12 protein-coding genes are annotated in these 15,805 nt (G+C 72.5%); 9 read left to right on the plus strand and 3 right to left on the minus strand.

From position 1 onward, the window contains the following. Positions 1–3: 3 nt before the first annotated feature. A complete protein-coding gene (locus ACF0H8_RS12355; RefSeq protein WP_395289206.1) occupies positions 4–729 on the plus strand; it encodes a DUF4191 domain-containing protein in 726 nt (241 codons plus the stop codon). A gap of 173 nt (positions 730–902) precedes the next feature. Here the strand turns inward: ACF0H8_RS12355 and ACF0H8_RS12360 are convergent, their stop codons facing one another. After that, entirely contained in the window at positions 903–1,265 is a 363-nt protein-coding gene (locus ACF0H8_RS12360) for an RDD family protein (RefSeq protein WP_395289207.1), read from the minus strand. Between the two features lie 204 nt (positions 1,266–1,469). Between ACF0H8_RS12360 and glnA the strand changes: the two genes are divergently transcribed. The 7 genes from glnA to ACF0H8_RS12395 all read left to right on the plus strand — a co-directional run bounded on the left by glnA (position 1,470) and on the right by ACF0H8_RS12395 (position 9,186). Then, on the plus strand, positions 1,470–2,891 hold the full coding sequence (gene glnA, locus ACF0H8_RS12365; protein WP_395289208.1) for a type I glutamate--ammonia ligase: 1,422 nt from the start codon (positions 1,470–1,472) through the stop codon (positions 2,889–2,891). Between the two features lie 626 nt (positions 2,892–3,517). Then, positions 3,518–4,783: a group II intron reverse transcriptase/maturase gene (ltrA, locus tag ACF0H8_RS12370; protein ID WP_395290882.1), complete on the plus strand. Its 1,266-nt coding sequence runs from the start codon at positions 3,518–3,520 to the stop codon at positions 4,781–4,783. 227 nt (positions 4,784–5,010) lie between these two features. Next, complete coding sequence (locus tag ACF0H8_RS12375) at positions 5,011–5,919, plus strand: ABC transporter substrate-binding protein (protein WP_395289209.1); 909 nt, start codon at positions 5,011–5,013, stop codon at positions 5,917–5,919. Between the two features lie 25 nt (positions 5,920–5,944). Beyond that, complete coding sequence (locus ACF0H8_RS12380; protein WP_395289210.1) at positions 5,945–6,889, plus strand: amino acid ABC transporter permease; 945 nt, start codon at positions 5,945–5,947, stop codon at positions 6,887–6,889. Beyond that, positions 6,886–7,665 (plus strand): amino acid ABC transporter ATP-binding protein, encoded by a 780-nt coding sequence (locus tag ACF0H8_RS12385; RefSeq protein ID WP_395289211.1) that lies wholly within the window; start codon positions 6,886–6,888, stop codon positions 7,663–7,665. The genes ACF0H8_RS12380 and ACF0H8_RS12385 overlap by 4 nt, the downstream gene beginning before the upstream one ends. A 165-nt stretch (positions 7,666–7,830) precedes the next feature. After that, a complete protein-coding gene (locus ACF0H8_RS12390) occupies positions 7,831–8,532 on the plus strand; it encodes an ANTAR domain-containing protein (protein WP_395289212.1) in 702 nt (233 codons plus the stop codon). A gap of 201 nt (positions 8,533–8,733) precedes the next feature. Continuing rightward, entirely contained in the window at positions 8,734–9,186 is a 453-nt protein-coding gene (locus ACF0H8_RS12395; RefSeq protein WP_395289213.1) for a DUF6098 family protein, read from the plus strand. A 195-nt stretch (positions 9,187–9,381) separates the two neighbouring features. On the opposite strand, the gene ACF0H8_RS12400 is transcribed toward ACF0H8_RS12395, so the two are convergent. Further along, positions 9,382–12,438 (minus strand): bifunctional [glutamine synthetase] adenylyltransferase/[glutamine synthetase]-adenylyl-L-tyrosine phosphorylase, encoded by a 3,057-nt coding sequence (locus tag ACF0H8_RS12400; RefSeq protein ID WP_395289214.1) that lies wholly within the window; start codon positions 12,436–12,438, stop codon positions 9,382–9,384. Between the two features lie 31 nt (positions 12,439–12,469). Further along, the gene (locus ACF0H8_RS12405) at positions 12,470–13,807 is read right to left on the minus strand and encodes a glutamine synthetase family protein (protein WP_395289215.1); all 1,338 of its coding nucleotides are present in this window, start codon (positions 13,805–13,807) and stop codon (positions 12,470–12,472) included. Positions 13,808–14,002: 195 nt separating this feature from the next. Between ACF0H8_RS12405 and ACF0H8_RS12410 the strand changes: the two genes are divergently transcribed. After that, entirely contained in the window at positions 14,003–15,748 is a 1,746-nt protein-coding gene (locus tag ACF0H8_RS12410; protein WP_395289216.1) for an NAD+ synthase, read from the plus strand. The last annotated feature ends 57 nt before the right edge of the window (positions 15,749–15,805 follow it).

Consider the following 15,805-nt stretch of genomic DNA (forward strand, 5'->3'; position numbering starts at 1 on the left):
ATCATGGCCCGCAAGAAGAACAGCGACGTCGAGGGATCCTCCGCCGCACCCAAGGAGAAGAAGCGGCGGTGGTACCACAACATCGCTGACGCCTACCGGATGACCAAGAAGGTCAGGCCGGCGATCACGTGGATCCTCGTCGGGATCTTCGTGGGAGTCATGGCGATCGCCCTCGCGATCGGCTTCGCGTGGGGCCACCCGTGGTACATGACGTTCTTCGGCCTGCTTCTCGCGCTGATGCTCATGATGATCGTGCTGGCGCAGCAGACCCGGAAGGCGGGCTACTCCCAGATCGACGGTCAGCCGGGGGCCGCGGGCGCGGCCCTGGGCCAGATCCGGCGCGGCTGGAACATCGAGGAGCAGCCCGTCGCGGTCAACCCGCGCACACAGGACCTCGTCTACCGGATGGTCGGCCGGCCCGGCATCGTGCTGGTCTCCGAGGGGCCGAGCCACCGCGTGCGGCGCATGCTCGAGGACGAGCGCCGCAAGGTCGCTCGCGTGGCGCCGAACGTCCCCGTGCACCTCGTGCAGTACGGGAACGAGGAGGGGCAGGTCCCCCTCGCCAAGCTCGTCAGCCACGTCCAGAAGCTCAAGGGCAAGCTGACCCCCGCCGAGGTCGCCGCCGTCGCCAAGCGGCTCCAGGCGCTCGGCGCGGCGCGCATGCCGATCCCGAAGGGCGTCGACCCCATGAAGGCGCGCCCCGACCGCAAGGGGATGCGCGGTCGCTGACGCGACGGCCCCCGTACCGACGGTGCGGGGGCCGTTCCCTGTTTTGGGGCTGCGTTCGCGCGAGACGTCTCCGCCGGCCACGCAGCGCGTCCACGGGGGGCGCTGCCCGGCGGTGCGCAGGCACGGTGGCGTCCCCGGCTCGTGGGACCACCCGCCGGGGGTTCCGCCGTCGGTCAGCGCACGCGGGTGATGACGGTGCCGGCCCACATGTCGTGCAGCCCGCGCCCGTCCGGACCCCAGACGACGGCCGGGATGACCAGGCACAGCCCCACCGTGCGGACCAGGGCGCGCAGCGGGCCGGCGAACCCGCCGCCGGGCGTCCGGACGGCGAGCCCCGCGATCGCGTGGCCGATCGTCGCACTGAGGGTGCTCAGCATGAGCCAGGTCATGAGGGCGAAGATGGCCAGGGTCGCCATCGGGTGGTTCTGGAAGAACCCGGCGCTGATCGCCGTGGCGATCCCCCAGTCGACGAACAGAGCGACCAGGCGACGGCCCATGCTGGCCACGGGTGGGGCGGAGGTGGCTGCGTTCGGCACGTCCCGACCCTATCCCGGGCGCCTTCGGTGTCCGCCCGCGCCGCTGCTGGGGCCGGTCCCGCGCCATGGTGACCCATGTCTCGCCCCCGGGACGGCACGTAACATGCCTGACACATTCGGGTGACACGAGGGAAACCGGCTCCCGATAACTTCGTACCCGGTTCCCATCCGGATCAGACGAGTCCACAAGCCAAGGAGCAACGGATGTTTTCCACCGCCGAAGAGGCGATCGCCTTCACGAAGGAGCAGGACGTCAGGTTCGTCGACGTCCGCTTCTGCGACCTGCCGGGCGTCATGCAGCACTTCAACATCCCGGTCGAGGCCTTCAACGAGGACGCCTTCACGGACGGTCTGATGTTCGACGGATCCTCGATCCGTGGCTTCCAGGCGATCCACGAGTCCGACATGAAGCTCGTGCCGGACGTGACCAGCGCCTTCGTGGACCCCTTCCGCAAGCAGAAGACGCTCGTCGTGAACTTCTCGATCGTGGACCCCTTCACCGACGAGGCCTACTCGCGCGACCCCCGCAACATCGCCGCCAAGGCGGAGGCGTACCTGCGGAGCACCGGCATCGCCGACACGGTGTACTTCGGCGCCGAGGCGGAGTTCTACATCTTCGACGCCGTGCGCTTCGAGACGACGCAGCACTCCAGCTTCTACTACCTGGACTCCAACGAGGCGGCCTGGAACACCGGCCGGGAGGAGGGCCCGAACCTGGGCTACAAGACCCGGTACAAGGGCGGGTACTTCCCCGTCTCGCCCAACGACCAGATGGCCGACCTTCGCGACCAGATGGTCTCCTGCCTGCAGGAGTCGGGCCTCGACGTCGAGCGGGCGCACCACGAGGTCGGCACCGCCGGGCAGATGGAGATCAACTACCGCTTCGACACGCTGCGTGCCGCCGCCGACGACGTGATGAAGTTCAAGTACATCATCAAGAATGTCGCCTGGGAGGCCGGCAAGTCCGCCACCTTCATGCCCAAGCCGCTCTTCGGTGACAACGGCTCGGGCATGCACTCGCACCAGTCGCTCTGGAAGGACGGCCAGCCGCTGTTCTTCGACGAGCGCGGCTACGGCGGGCTGTCCGACACCGCCCGCTGGTACATCGGCGGCCTGCTCCGCCACGCCCCCTCGCTGCTGGCCTTCACCAACCCGACGGTGAACTCCTATCACCGCCTGGTGCCCGGCTTCGAGGCCCCGGTGAACCTGGTGTACTCGGCCCGCAACCGCTCGGCGTGCATCCGCATCCCCGTCACCGGCACCTCGCCGAAGGCCAAGCGGATCGAGTTCCGGGTGCCCGACCCGTCGTCGAACCCCTACCTCGCCTTCTCGGCGATGCTCATGGCCGGCCTGGACGGCATCCGCAACCGCATCGAGCCGGCGGAGCCGATCGACAAGGACCTCTACGAGCTGCCCCCGGAGGAGCACGCCAAGATCGCGCAGGTGCCCGACTCCCTGCCGGCGGTGCTGGACGCCCTCGAGGCGGACCACGACTACCTCACCGAGGGCGACGTCTTCACGCCGGACCTCATCGAGACGTGGATCGACTACAAGCGCACCAACGAGATCGACCCGCTGCGCCTGCGCCCGCACCCGCACGAGTTCGAGCTCTACTACGACCTCTGAGCCGCCCCGCCGAGGCCCGCACGGACGCGTCCGTGCGGGCCTCGGCGTGTACGCCCGGCATGGGCAACTGCTAGGAGGTGGAAGTCCTCTGGGGGAGGCGGTGGTGCTAACCCCGAGTCGGAGGCAACTGCGTCACCGTGAGGTGGGGTGGGAAGGAAGCCCGAGACGTAACTCTGCACCGAGGAACACGAATCGCGTATGAGGCGTGATGGTCGGGGTGAGCCAGCACGAGATGGCGAAGCCCGTCACCACCAAGGCGGCCATTGCGTAGACGCGGCGGGGGTAGAGGGAAAGTGGTTGTTCTTATCCGGGGAGACCTGTCCGGGTGTCCCGCCCCGGCGGGACGGTCAGGGCCGAGAGGGTCTGGCTGACCGGGCAGGAGTCAGCAGAGGTCGTAGTACCGCCTGGAGGGATACCCGCCGGGGGAGTCCGGGGGGATGGGGCGGGAAGGGCCGAACGTCAGATGCATCGAAGGATCTGGTGGTGCTCGTATGAGTCGTGGTGATCGCAGCCATCCCGCGAACGCGGGTCTGGCGGGGCAGGAGGCGGTGCTCCCGCCGGAATCCCGTCCAGGGCGTAGCGGCTCGTCGGCGGCCACCGGTGGCAGCGGTGCGGAGCCGGTGGGGGTGTGGGACGAGGTGTTCTCGCCCGGCAACCTCTCGGCAGCGTTGAAGCGAGTCCGCGCCAGTCGCGGGGCGCCGGGAGTGGACGGGATGACCACGGAGGAGTTGGTGCCGTGGCTGGACGTCCACTGGCCGGAGGTCCGGGCGGCGTTGGACGAAGGCACCTACTGGCCCTCGCCGGTTCGCCGGGTGGTGATCCCCAAGCCCGGCGGCGGGGAGCGGTTGCTGGGTGTTCCGACCGTGCTGGACCGCCTGGTCCAGCAGGCGCTCGCGCAGGTCCTGACCGGGATCTTCGATCCCGGTTTCGCCGAGTCCTCCTACGGGTTCCGGCCCGGCAGGTCCGCCCATCAGGCGGTCCGGGCCGGGCAGGTCTTCATCGAGGAGGGCTACCGGTGGGTCGTCGACGTGGATCTGGAGAAGTTCTTCGACCGGGTCGGCCACGATGCGTTGATGGCCAGGGTCGCGCGGAAGGTCACTGACAAGCGCGTGCTCAAGCTCATCCGCCGGTTCTTGGACGCCGGGGTGATGGTCGAGGGGGTCAAGCAGCCCACCGCGGAGGGAACTCCGCAGGGGTCGCCGCTGTCCCCGTTGTTGTCGAACATCATGCTCGACGACCTCGACCGCGAGCTGGGCAGACGCGGGCTGCGGTTCGTGCGCTACGCCGACGACATTCGCGTCTTCGTGCGTTCCAAACGCGCCGCCACCAGGGTCCTGGGCGGCATCACAGAGGTCGTCGAGGGGCGGTTGAAGCTGCGGGTGAATCGGGAGAAGTCCTCGGTCCAACCCGCCGGTCGGGCGGTTCTTCTGGGCTTCGGGTTCTTCTTCGTCACCGGCGGCAAGGTCAAGGTCCGGGTCGCACCAAAGGCGATCGCTCGCCTGAAGACGCGGCTGCGGGAGTTGACCCGCCGGAACTGGGGGGTGTCGATGGGCTCTCGCATCGGCGTCCTGAACCGGTTCGTCCGCGGCTGGATGGGCTACTTCCGGGTCGCGGACACCCCGCGGGTGTTCCGGGACCTCGACGAGTGGTTCTACCGCCGCCTGCGGCAGATCTACTGGAAGCAGTGGAAGCGGATCAGGACTCGGCGCCGGATGCTCGCGCAGTTGGGCATCCCACCGCTCAGCGCGATCCGCTGGGCGGCGTCGAGCAAGGGCTACTGGCGCATCGCCGGCTCGCCCGTGCTCCAACGCGCCCTGCCCCGCCGCTACTGGGACCGTCAGGGACTGATCGGCCTGCGCACCGCATGGGAGCGCTTCAGGCAAGCGGTCTGACGAACCGCCGGATGCGGGCCCGCATGTCCGGTGGTGTGGGAGGGGGCCGGGCGACCCGGCCCCCTACCCGATCGGTCCGGCCGGGGGCTGACGTCATCCGGCGGGTCTGCCCCTTCGGCCGCGCGCCAGCAGCCCTGTGCCGCAACGCACAGCGCCGGGAGTGCATAGTCATGCATGGTTCCGGATATGGTGTGGGGAATCCCAGCACCATGTCGACCGGAGTTCCCATGAGCCGTCTTCCCGCCCTCGCCGCCCTCGCGGCGGGCGCCGTCGTCCTGACCGCCTGCACCAACGCCGTCGAGACCGGCGCCCTGCCCGAGTCCGACGGCGCGAGCGCCGAGGCCGGGTACGACGTCTCGGGCATCGAGAGGGTGGACGAGATCGCCGCGATGCTCCCGGCGGACTTCGACGGCACGCTGACGGTCGGCAGCAACCTCCAGTACGCGCCCGCCGAGTTCCTCGGCGGCAGCGACGGCCAGACCCCCACCGGCTACGACGTCGACCTGGCCAAGGCGCTCGGCCAGGTGCTCGGCGCCGAGGTCGAGGTCCAGCACGCCGAGTTCGCCTCGATCATCCCCGCCATCGGCACCCGGTACGACGCCGGCATCGCCTCCTTCTCCATCACGCCGGAGCGCCAGTCGGAGGTCGACATGGTCTCCTACATCGCCGCCGGCTCGACGTTCTCGGTGCAGAAGGGCAACCCGGAGGGCCTCGACCCCGCGGACCTGTGCGGCACCACCATGGGCGTGCAGACCGGCACCATCCAGGACGAGGGCGCCGAGACTCTGTCCGCCGAGTGTGCCGCCGGGGGCGCCGAGCCCATCGAGGTCCTGCGGTACGACTCCCAGGCCGACGTCACGACCAACCTCGTGGGCGGGAAGATCGACGTGATGTACGCCGACTCCCCCGTCGGCCAGTACGCCGAGGTCCAGACCGGCGGCCAGGTCGAGCAGCTGGGCGACGTCACCGACGCCGCGCCGCAGGGCATCGCCGTCTCCAAGGACGACCCCGAGCTCACGGCGGCGCTCCAGACGGCCATGCAGCACCTGATGGACGAGGGTGTCTGGGAGGACATCCTGGCCACCTGGAACGTCACCGGCGCCCTGCCCACCGCCGAGCTGAACCCGGCGGTCTGACGTGGCGCGCGACCACCACGCGGACGTGCCGCAGCTCATCCGCGCCCACCCCGTGCGCCGGCCCGGCCGACTGGTCTCCGCCGCCGTCGTCGCCGTGCTGGCGGCGATGGTGGTCAGCGCCCTCGTCACCAACCCCAACTTCCGCTGGGACGTCGTCTGGCTCTACCTGCGCGACGTCACCGTGGCCAGGGGCGTGGGCTGGACGCTCCTGCTGACCGCCGCCTCGATGGTCATCGCGATCGTCCTCGCCCTGGCGCTGGCCATCATGCGCCGCTCGGACAACCCGGTGATGCGCTGGGTCGCCTGGGTGTACATCTGGTTCTTCCGGGGCACCCCGATCTACACCCAGCTCACCTTCTGGGGGCTGCTCGCGGTGCTCTACCCGCGGCTGAGCCTCGGCATCCCCTTCGGCCCCGAGTTCCTCGTGTTCGACACGGACGACGTCTTCAACGCCGCTCTCGCGGCCATCCTGGGCCTGGCGCTCAACGAGGCCGCCTACCTTGCGGAGATCTTCCGCTCCGGCCTGGCGAGCGTGGACGCCGGGCAGGCCGAGGCCGCCCGGGCGCTGGGCATGAAGGAGTCGAAGATCCTGCGCCGGGTGATCCTCCCCCAGGCGATGCGCGTGATCGTGCCGCCGACGGGCAACGAGACCATCTCCATGCTCAAGACGACGTCGCTGGTGCTGGCGGTGCCGTTCACCCTCGACCTGACCTTCGTGACCAACTCCGTGGGCAACCGCCTGTTCCTGCCCATCCCCCTGCTGATGGTCGCGGCCATCTGGTACCTCGCCATCACCTCGGTGCTCATGGTCGGCCAGCACTACCTGGAGCGGTACTACGGCCGCGGCTACGCCGACGCGCGCGCCGGCGGCGGCCCGGGCGGCAAGGGCGGCGCACTGGGGCGCAAGCAGCAGGCGATCCTGGCCGCCGGCACCGCGAAGGACGACCCGTTCCTGGAGTACACGCCATGACCGAGACCCCCACCATCCAGATCGACGGCGTGCACAAGTTCTTCGGCGAGCTGCACGTGCTGCGCGGCGTGGACCTGACGGTGCCCGCCGGCTCCGTCTGCGTCGTCGTCGGCCCCTCCGGCTCCGGCAAGTCCACGCTGCTGCGCTGCGTGAACCAGCTCGAGGAGATCGACGCCGGCCGCATCGCCGTGGACGGCGAGCTCATGGGGTACCGGGAGGAGGTCAGGGGCGGGCGCAGCGAGCTCTACCGCCTGCACCCGAAGCGGGTCGCGCAGCAGCGCGCGCGCATCGGGATGGTCTTCCAGCGCTTCAACCTCTTCCCCCACATGACGGCGCTCCAGAACGTCATGGAGGCCCCGGTGCAGGTCAAGGGCGTCGGCAAGGCGGCCGCGCGGGCCAAGGCCACGGAGCTGCTCGGCCGCGTGGGCCTCGCGGACCGGCTGGACCACTACCCCTCCCAGCTCTCCGGGGGCCAGCAGCAGCGGGTCGCCATCGCCCGCGCCCTGGCCATGGAGCCCGAGCTGATGCTCTTCGACGAGCCCACCTCGGCGCTCGACCCCGAGCTCGTCGGCGAGGTGCTCGCCGTCATGCAGGACCTCGCCGCCTCCGGCATGACCATGATGGTGGTGACGCACGAGATCGGCTTCGCCCGCGAGGTCGGCGACCACCTCGTGTTCATGGACGGCGGCGTCATCGTCGAGCAGGGCCCGCCCGCGCAGGTGCTCGACGACCCCCGGCACGAGCGCACCCAGGCCTTCCTGTCCAAGGTGCTCTGACACCAGGCGGGCGGGCCCGCACGCCCGCGCCGGGTGGCTGGGCGCGAGCGGCGCCGGCCCGGCTCGTTCCCCCGGCGACCGTTCGGCGACGCCTGTAGTCTCGCGTGCACCGCGGCGCAGCGGTGCTCTTCCCGTTCGGCACGGGCGCCGGTGGAAGGGGGCGAGATGTACGATCACCGCCTGTTCGCCCGCACCGTGTCGGAGTTCGTGCGCACCCTGGTCACGCCCTACGACGTCGACGCCGTGCTCCACGAGCTGCCCAACCGCGTCCGCGACGTGCTCGACCTGGCCGGCGCCGGGGCCGCGATCGACGTGCAGGGCCGCCTCAGCCTCGTCACCACCGTGCTGCCGGGCCTGGCGGAGCTGGAGAGGTACCAGTCCGAGCACCAGGAGGGTCCCTGCTACGAGGCCTTCACCCTGGGCCGGCCGGTCGCCGTCCCGGACCTGGCGTCGGAGGACGACCGGTGGCCGGGCTTCCGGGACCGGGCGCTGGCCGCGGGCATCGGGGCCGTCGCCGGCATCCCCCTGCGGCTGGCCGACCGCACGTTCGGGGCCGTGAACCTGTACTCGCGCGAGTCACGGGAGTGGCCCGAGGAGGACCTCGAGGCCGCTTCCGTGCTGGCCGACATGGCCACCGGCTACCTCATCAACGCCTCCACCTACCGCCAGCAGGAGCAGCTCGCGGAACAGCTCCAGCACGCGCTGGACGCCCGGGTGGTCATCGAGCAGGCCAAGGGCGTGATCGCCGAGGCCCGGGGCATCGACGTCGAGCAGGCCTTCCAGCGCATCCGCCAGCACGCGCGCCGCCACAGCGTCCGTGTCCGGGACGTCGCCGACGCGATCGTCCACGTGGGTCTGCGGGTATAGCTGCGCTACAGGTGTTGCATCGGGGCGCGGCGGGCCGTAACCTGTTCGTGATCCCCGCCCCAGACCCTTAGGCGGACGCCGCCCCAGACCTCGGCGGCACGGGGGCCGCCGGCCGTCACCGGGTGACGCGGACGTCACCGGACGGCGCCGCGCCGTTCCCGCATCAGCGCCAGTTCAACGCAACGCAGCGGAGGAAATTTCTTGAGCGCACAGCACACCATCGACCTGCCCGTGACCGAGCGCCAGCCCGCCGCCGGCGCCCTGGCCCGCACCCTCGACGACGTCGTCGCCCTCCAGCGCCGTGTCGGAGCGCTCTACCTGCGCATCAGCGAGGGGCCTGAGACCGACGCCGTGGTCGGCAGCTGGGACGCCGAGAGCGGCTACCCGCTGCCCGGCCTGGCGGTGTGGCCCCTCGCGGCCGAGCCGTGGTGGCCGGCCGGTCCGGCGGTCTGGATCGCCCGCCAGCTCGTCCAGAGCTCCTACCTGCTCGGGGACCGCAAGCGGCCGTGGCTGCTCACCGGCACCGAGGTCGGCCGGGGTGCCGACGGCGAGCCGCTGGTCACCAACGTCACCCCGCTCGCCGACGTCGCGCCCGGCGTCTCGCTCGAGGCGCAGAGCGCCTACGCCGCCTGGCGGTGCCGCGACTTCCGCTGACGGCGGGTCACGTGGCTGGGCGGGCCCGAGGGGCTCGCCCAGCCGCGTGCAGGCGCGCGGTCAGGGGCGGAAGAGCGTGCGAGAAGTGCCTGAGCGAGCGTTTCCGCGCGAGACGCACACTCAGGACCTTCTCGGCGGCTGAGAGCCGGGTGAGCGCTCGCGACCCGCATGACCGCTCGCGACGCAACTGACCGCTCACCCGTAGAAGAGGTCCTCGACGACAGCGCGGGCGCGGCGCGCGGCGCGGAGGTACTCCTCCTCCAGCTCCTGCCGTGCGCCGGGCTCGTGGCCCAGGATGCGCGCGACGACCTCGAGGTCCGGCGTCTCGTGGGGCAGCACGTCGAAGCGATGCCCCGTGGTGCGGCCCGTGGCCAGCACGATGGCGCTGCGGATGCGCGAGGCGAGCTTCCAGGCGTGCCTCAGCCGGTCCGCCTCCTCCACGGTGACCAGCCCCGCCGCGTGCAGGGCGTGCAGCGCCTGCATGGTCGACGGCGTGCGCAGCGCGGGCACCGCGCCGGCGTGCCGCAGCTGCAGCAGCTGCACCGTCCACTCGACGTCGCCGAGCCCGCCCCGCCCCAGCTTGAGGTGGCGGGTGGGCGGCACCCCGCGGGGCATCCGCTCGGACTCCACGCGGGCCTTGATCCGCCGCAGCTCGCGCAGGTCCCCGCCGCCGAGGCCGCCCTGCGGGTAGCGCAGCGGGTCGACCAGCGCCGTGAACCGGGCGGCGAGGTCGTCGTCGCCGGCCACCGGCCGGGCGCGCAGCAGCGCCTGCCGCTCCCACGGCTCGACCCAGCGCTCGTAGTACTCGGCGTAGGAGGACAGCGACCGGATGATCGGGCCGTGGCGGCCCTCCGGGCGCAGGTCTGCGTCCACGGGCAGCGGCGGCTCGGCCCCCGTCTCCCCCAGCAGCGCCCGCACCCTCGACGCCACGGCGACGGCGGCGCGCGCCGCGACCTCGCCGTCCACGCCCGAGCGCGGCTCGTGCACGAACAGCACGTCGGCGTCGGAGGCGTAGCCCATCTCCGCGCCGCCGAGGCGGCCCATGGCGACCACCAGGTACCGGGAGGCCGGCGCGTCCAGGCCCGCCTCCGCCGTCGCCTCCGCCTCCGCGACGCGCAGGGCGCCCTGCAGCGCCACGTCCGCCGCCGTCGTGATCATCGCCGCGGACCGGGCGAACGGGATGTTCTCCAGCACGTCGCCGATCGCCGCCCGCAGCAGCTCCCGGCGGCGCACGTAGCGCGCGACCATCACCCCGGGCACCGGCTCGGTGCGGCGGGCCTGCAGCGCGTGCAGCTCGCCCGACAGCGCCGCGGCGGTACGGGGCGCGATCTCGGCGTCCTCGCCCAGCCAGGCCACCGCCTCGGGCAGTCGCCCGAGGGCCTCGGCGACGTACCGGCTGGTCGAGAGCAGCAGGGCGAGCCGCTCAGCGGCGACCCCGGAGTCCCGGAGCAGCTTGAGGTACCAGTGCGTGGTCCCCATGGTCTCGGAGAGCTTGCGGAAGGACAGCAGGCCGGAGTCCGGCTCCGGGCCCTGCGCGAACCAGCCCAGCATGACCGGCAGCAGCTGCCGCTGGATGGCCGCACGCCGCGACAGGCCCTCGGTCAGCGCGCCGATGTGGCGCAGCGCCCCGTCGGGGTCGTGGAAGCCGATCGCCCGCAGCCGGGCGCGGGCCGCGTCGGGGGCGAGGGAGACGTCCTCGGCGGACAGCCGCGCCGTCAGCGGCAGCAGCGGCCGGTAGAAGATCTCCTCGTGCAGGTGCCGCACGTCGCGGCGGACCTGGCGCCACCGCTCCTCCAGGGACTCTCCCGAGTCCACGCCGTCGGCGCGCATCGCCCGCCCGAGCCGGCGCAGGTCCGCCTCCCCCGTCGGCACCAGGTGCGAGCGGCGCAGCCGGTACAGCTGGATGCGGTGCTCGAGCACGCGCAGGAACCGGTAGTGGTGCGAGAGCTCCGCGGCGTGGTCGCGCGCGACGTACCCGCCCCGGGCGAGCTGGCCCAGGCCCTCCAGCGTGGTGCCCGAGCGGATCGAGGGGTCGGTGCGGCCGTGGACGAGCTGGAGCAGCTGGACGGTGAACTCCACGTCGCGCAGGCCGCCCTTGCCGAGCTTGAGCTGGCGGTCCGCCTCGGCGGCCGGCACGTGGTCCTCGACGCGCCGCCGCATGGCCTGGGCCTCCTCGACGAAGTGCTCGCGCTCGACGGCGGTCCACACCATCGGCCGCAGCGCCTCCAGGTACGCCTCCCCCAGCGCGGCGTCCCCGGCCACCGGGCGCGCCTTGACGAGGGCCTGGAACTCCCAGCCCTTGGCCCACCGCTCGTAGTACGCCACGTGCGAGGCGAGCGTGCGCACCAGCGGCCCGTCCTTGCCCTCCGGCCGCAGGTTGGCGTCCAGCGGCCACAGCGCCGGCTCCGAGCCCATGGTGGCGGAGCAGCAGCGGGCGAGCTGGGTGGCCAGGCGGGTGCCGACGGCGAGGGCCTCGTGCTCGCTCACCGCCGCCCCGGCGGCCGGCTCGCACACGTAGACGACGTCGACGTCGGAGATGTAGTTCAGCTCGCGGCCGCCCGTCTTGCCCATCCCGATCACCGCCAGGCGCACCTCCCGGGCGCCGCCCGGCAGCTGGGCGCGGACCACCGCCAGCGCCGCCTCGAGCGCGCCGCCGACGATGTCCGCGATCGCCGCGGCGACCTTGGGGAAGTCCGCCAGCGGGTCGGGGCTGGTCAGGTCCGCCGCGGCGATCTCGAGCAGCCGGCGCCGGTAGGTGCGCCGCAGGGCATCCACCCCCGCGTCCCCGGTGACCGTGGCGACCGGCACGGGGTCGGCCGGGTCGGCGCCCACCGCCCGCAGGGCCCGCTCCCGCTCGTCCTGCGGCGCCAGGTCGAGGACCGGCTCCTCCCCCGCCCGGTCCCGCAGCAGCGCGACGTCGCCGGGGCGCGCGACGAGCATGTCCCCCAGCGCGGAGGACGCGCCGAGCACCGCGAGCAGGCGGCGGCGCTGGGCGCCGTCGTCGGCGAGCACCGCCCGCAGCTCCTCCTCCAGCCCGTGGGCCTGGGCCTGCTCGGCGAGCCGCACCAGGGCGAGCAGCGCGAGGTCGGGGTCCGCGGCGGCGCCGAGCGCCTCGGGCAGCGGCGCGCCCGCCGCCTCGGCGCGCGCCACGGCCGGGGCGAGCGCGGGGGCGTCGAGCAGCTCGTCGGCCCGCGGCGCGTCGGTGAACCCCAGGCGGCGCAGCACGCTCGTCCTGGTGACCGTTCGAGCCATCAGCCCTCCAGCGTGGGCGGGGAGCCCGCCGTCACAGCGACGGGATGAACCGGTGCAGCTCGTAGGAGGTGACCTGGCTGCGGTACTCCTCCCACTCCGTGCGCTTGTTGCGCACGAAGAACTCGAAGGTGTCCTCGCCGAGGGTCTCGGCGACCAGCTCGGAGCTCTCCATGATCGAGATGGCCTCGTGCAGGGAGTTCGGCAGCTCCTGGATGCCCAGCGCCTTGCGCTCCGCGCGGGTCATGGCGAACACGTCGTCGTCGGCGCCCTCGGGCAGCTCGTAGCCCTCCTCGATGCCCTTGAGGCCGGCGGCCAGGATCACGGCGAACGCGAGGTAGGGGTTGGCGGCTGAGTCCAGGCCCCGGTACTCGATGCGGGCCGAGCCGCCCTTCTCCGGCTTGTACATCGGCACGCGGACGAGCGCCGAGCGGTTGTTGTGGCCCCAGCACACGTAGCTCGGGGCCTCGCCGCCGCCCCAGAGACGCTTGTAGGAGTTGACGTACTGGTTGGTCACCGCCGTGATCTCGGCGGCGTGGCGCAGCAGGCCGGCGATGAAGGCGCGTGCGGTGCCGGACAGCTGGAACTCGCCGGCGGGGTCGTAGAACGCGTTGCGGTCCCCCTCGAACAGGGACATGTGGGTGTGCATGCCCGAGCCGGGCGCCTCCGCCAGCGGCTTGGGCATGAACGTGGCCAGCACGTCCTGCCTGAGGGCCACCTCCTTGACCACGGTGCGGAAGGTCTGGATGTTGTCGGCCATGCTCAGGGCGTCGGCGTAGCGCAGGTCGATCTCGTTCTGTCCCGGGCCCGCCTCGTGGTGGGAGAACTCCACGGAGATGCCCATGGACTCCAGCGTGGTGATCGCGTCGCGGCGGAAGTCGTGCGCGGTGCCGCGGGCCACGTGGTCGAAGTACCCGGCCGTGTCGATCGGGACGAGCGGGGCGTCGAGGCTCGCGGGCTTCTCGAAGAGATAGAACTCGATCTCGGGGTGGGTGTAGAAGGTGAAGCCCGCGTCGGCGGCCTTGGCCAGGGCGCGCTTGAGGACGTTGCGCGGGTCCGAGCGCGCCGGCTCGCCCAGCGGGGTGAGCACGTCGCAGAACATGCGGGCGACGGAGTTGGCCTCGCCGCGCCAGGGCAGCACCTGGAAGGTGGACGGATCCGGCTTGACCAGCATGTCCGCCTCGTACACGCGGGTCAGGCCCTCGATCGAGGAGCCGTCGAAGCCGATGCCCTCGGCGAACGCGCCCTCGAGCTCGGCGGGGGCGATGGCGACGGACTTCAGCACGCCGAGCACGTCGGTGAACCACAGCCGGATGAACCGGACGTCGCGCTCCTCGATCGTCCTGAGTACGAACTCCTGCTGCCTGTCCATCAACCACTCCTGACTTCCGCGTGCGGGCCGGCGAGGGCGTGCCTCCCGGCGGGCCATGGGTGCGGCGGGAGGCGCCGCACCGTCCCATCATGGCCCACCTGGGGCGACGGCGGTGACACGGGCCACCGCTGGAGACGCCGGTCCGCCCGCCCGTGCCGCGACGCACGGGCGTCACCTCCGCAATAGGGTGGCGCCATGGCACCGCTCCGTATCGCTCTCGCCCAGCTCGACGCCACGGTGGGGGACCTCGAGGGCAACGCCGACCTGGTCCGCGGCGCCGCCGCCCGGGCCGCCGAGGCGGGGGCCGCGGTGGTCGTCATGCCCGAGATGGTGCTCACCGGCTACCCCATCGAGGACCTGGCCCTGCGTGGCTCCTTCCAGCGCGCGGCCACCGCCCGGCTGGAGCGGCTCGCCGCCGAGCTGGCCGAGGACGGCCACGCCGGGCTGCACGTCGTCGTCGGCTCGCTCGGCACGGCCGCCGACGGGCGGCCCACGAACGTCGCCGCGCACCTGCACGCCGGGCGGGTGGAGCAGGTCTACACCAAGCACCACCTGCCCAACTACGGCGTGTTCGACGAGTACCGCATCTTCGCCGCCGGCGACGAGCCCGTCGTGCTCGAGGTGGACGGGTTCCGCCTCGGGCTCGCGATCTGCGAGGACATCTGGCAGGAGGGCGGGCCGGTGGCCGAGCTGGCCGGCGCCCGGCTGGACGCGCTGCTGGTGCCCAACGGCTCGCCCTACGAGTACGGCAAGGGCGCCGCGCGTCGGCGCCTCGCCCGGGACCGGGCCGCGCAGCTGGGCTGCCCCGTGTTCTACGTCAACCTCGTCGGCGGCCAGGACGACCTCGTCTTCGACGGCCACTCCTTCGTCGTCGACACCGCCGGCGAGCTCGTCGCCGCCTCCCCGGGCTTCACCGAGGACCTGCTGCTGGTCGAGCTGCCCGGCGCCGGCGCCGCGCCCGTCACGCCGCCCGGGTACGCGCTGCCGCCCGAGCGCGACGACACCGCGCAGATGTACGAGGCGGTCGTCCTCGGCCTGCGGGACTACGTGCGCAAGAACGGCTTCACCAAGGTGGTGCTCGGCCTCTCCGGGGGCATCGACTCCGCGCTGGTGGCCGCCGTCGCGGCGGACGCCGTCGGCGGGCAGAACGTCATCGGCGTGTCCATGCCGTCGCGGTACTCCTCCGACGGCTCGAAGGACGACGCCGCCGACCTCGCCGAGCGCATCGGCCTGGACTACCGCGTGCAGCCGATCGCCCCCACGGTAGGAGCGTTCGAGGACGCGATGGACCTGGCCGGCCTGGCCGCGGAGAACCTCCAGGCCCGCATGCGCGGCGTCATCCTCATGGCCGTCTCCAACTCCGAGGGCCCGCTCGTGCTCGCCACCGGCAACAAGAGCGAGCTGGCGGTGGGGTACTCGACCATCTACGGCGACGCCGTCGGCGGCTTCGCCCCCATCAAGGACGTGCTCAAGACGCGCGTGTGGGAGCTGGCGCGGTGGCGCAACCAGGCCGCGCAGGCGGCCGGGGAGACGGTCCCGATCCCCTGGTCGTCCATCGAGAAGGCGCCCTCCGCCGAGCTGCGCCCGGGTCAGCGCGACTCCGACTCGCTGCCCGAGTACGAGCTGCTCGACGACGTGCTGGAGGGCTACGTCGAGCGCAGCCTGGGCCGCGGCGAGCTGCTGGCCTCCGGCTTCGACCCCGACACGGTCGAGCTCGTCCTCACGCTCGTCGACCGGGCCGAGTGGAAGCGCCGGCAGTACCCGCTGGGCCCGAAGGTGACCGCGATGGCCTTCGGCCGCGACCGCCGCCTGCCGGTGACCAGCCGGTGGCGCGAGCAGCTCGCCCTGGTGGCCGCCGGGCCCGTCGACGCGGCCACCCCCGACGGCGTCCAGCCGGTCGACCCCGCCCGCCCGGACGCCGCCCAGCCGCGCAAGGCATGACCCACGCCCCGCACGGCCGGGCCGTTGCCGCTCGGGCCGCTCCCCGACCCCGACCTG

The sequence above is a fragment of the Georgenia sp. AZ-5 genome (assembly GCF_043952095.1).
Lineage (GTDB): Bacteria > Actinomycetota > Actinomycetes > Actinomycetales > Actinomycetaceae > Georgenia.

Coding starts and splice junctions, on each gene's coding strand:
- ACF0H8_RS12390 (WP_395289212.1), top strand. CDS start 7,831: ATGTACGATCACCGCCTGTTCGCCCGCACCGTGTCGGAGTTCGTGCGC.
- ACF0H8_RS12410 (WP_395289216.1), top strand. CDS start 14,003: ATGGCACCGCTCCGTATCGCTCTCGCCCAGCTCGACGCCACGGTGGGG.
- ACF0H8_RS12400 (WP_395289214.1), bottom strand. CDS start 12,438: ATGGCTCGAACGGTCACCAGGACGAGCGTGCTGCGCCGCCTGGGGTTC.
- ACF0H8_RS12385 (WP_395289211.1), top strand. CDS start 6,886: ATGACCGAGACCCCCACCATCCAGATCGACGGCGTGCACAAGTTCTTC.
- ACF0H8_RS12405 (WP_395289215.1), bottom strand. CDS start 13,807: ATGGACAGGCAGCAGGAGTTCGTACTCAGGACGATCGAGGAGCGCGAC.
- ACF0H8_RS12375 (WP_395289209.1), top strand. CDS start 5,011: ATGAGCCGTCTTCCCGCCCTCGCCGCCCTCGCGGCGGGCGCCGTCGTC.
- ACF0H8_RS12355 (WP_395289206.1), top strand. CDS start 4: ATGGCCCGCAAGAAGAACAGCGACGTCGAGGGATCCTCCGCCGCACCC.
- glnA (WP_395289208.1), top strand. CDS start 1,470: ATGTTTTCCACCGCCGAAGAGGCGATCGCCTTCACGAAGGAGCAGGAC.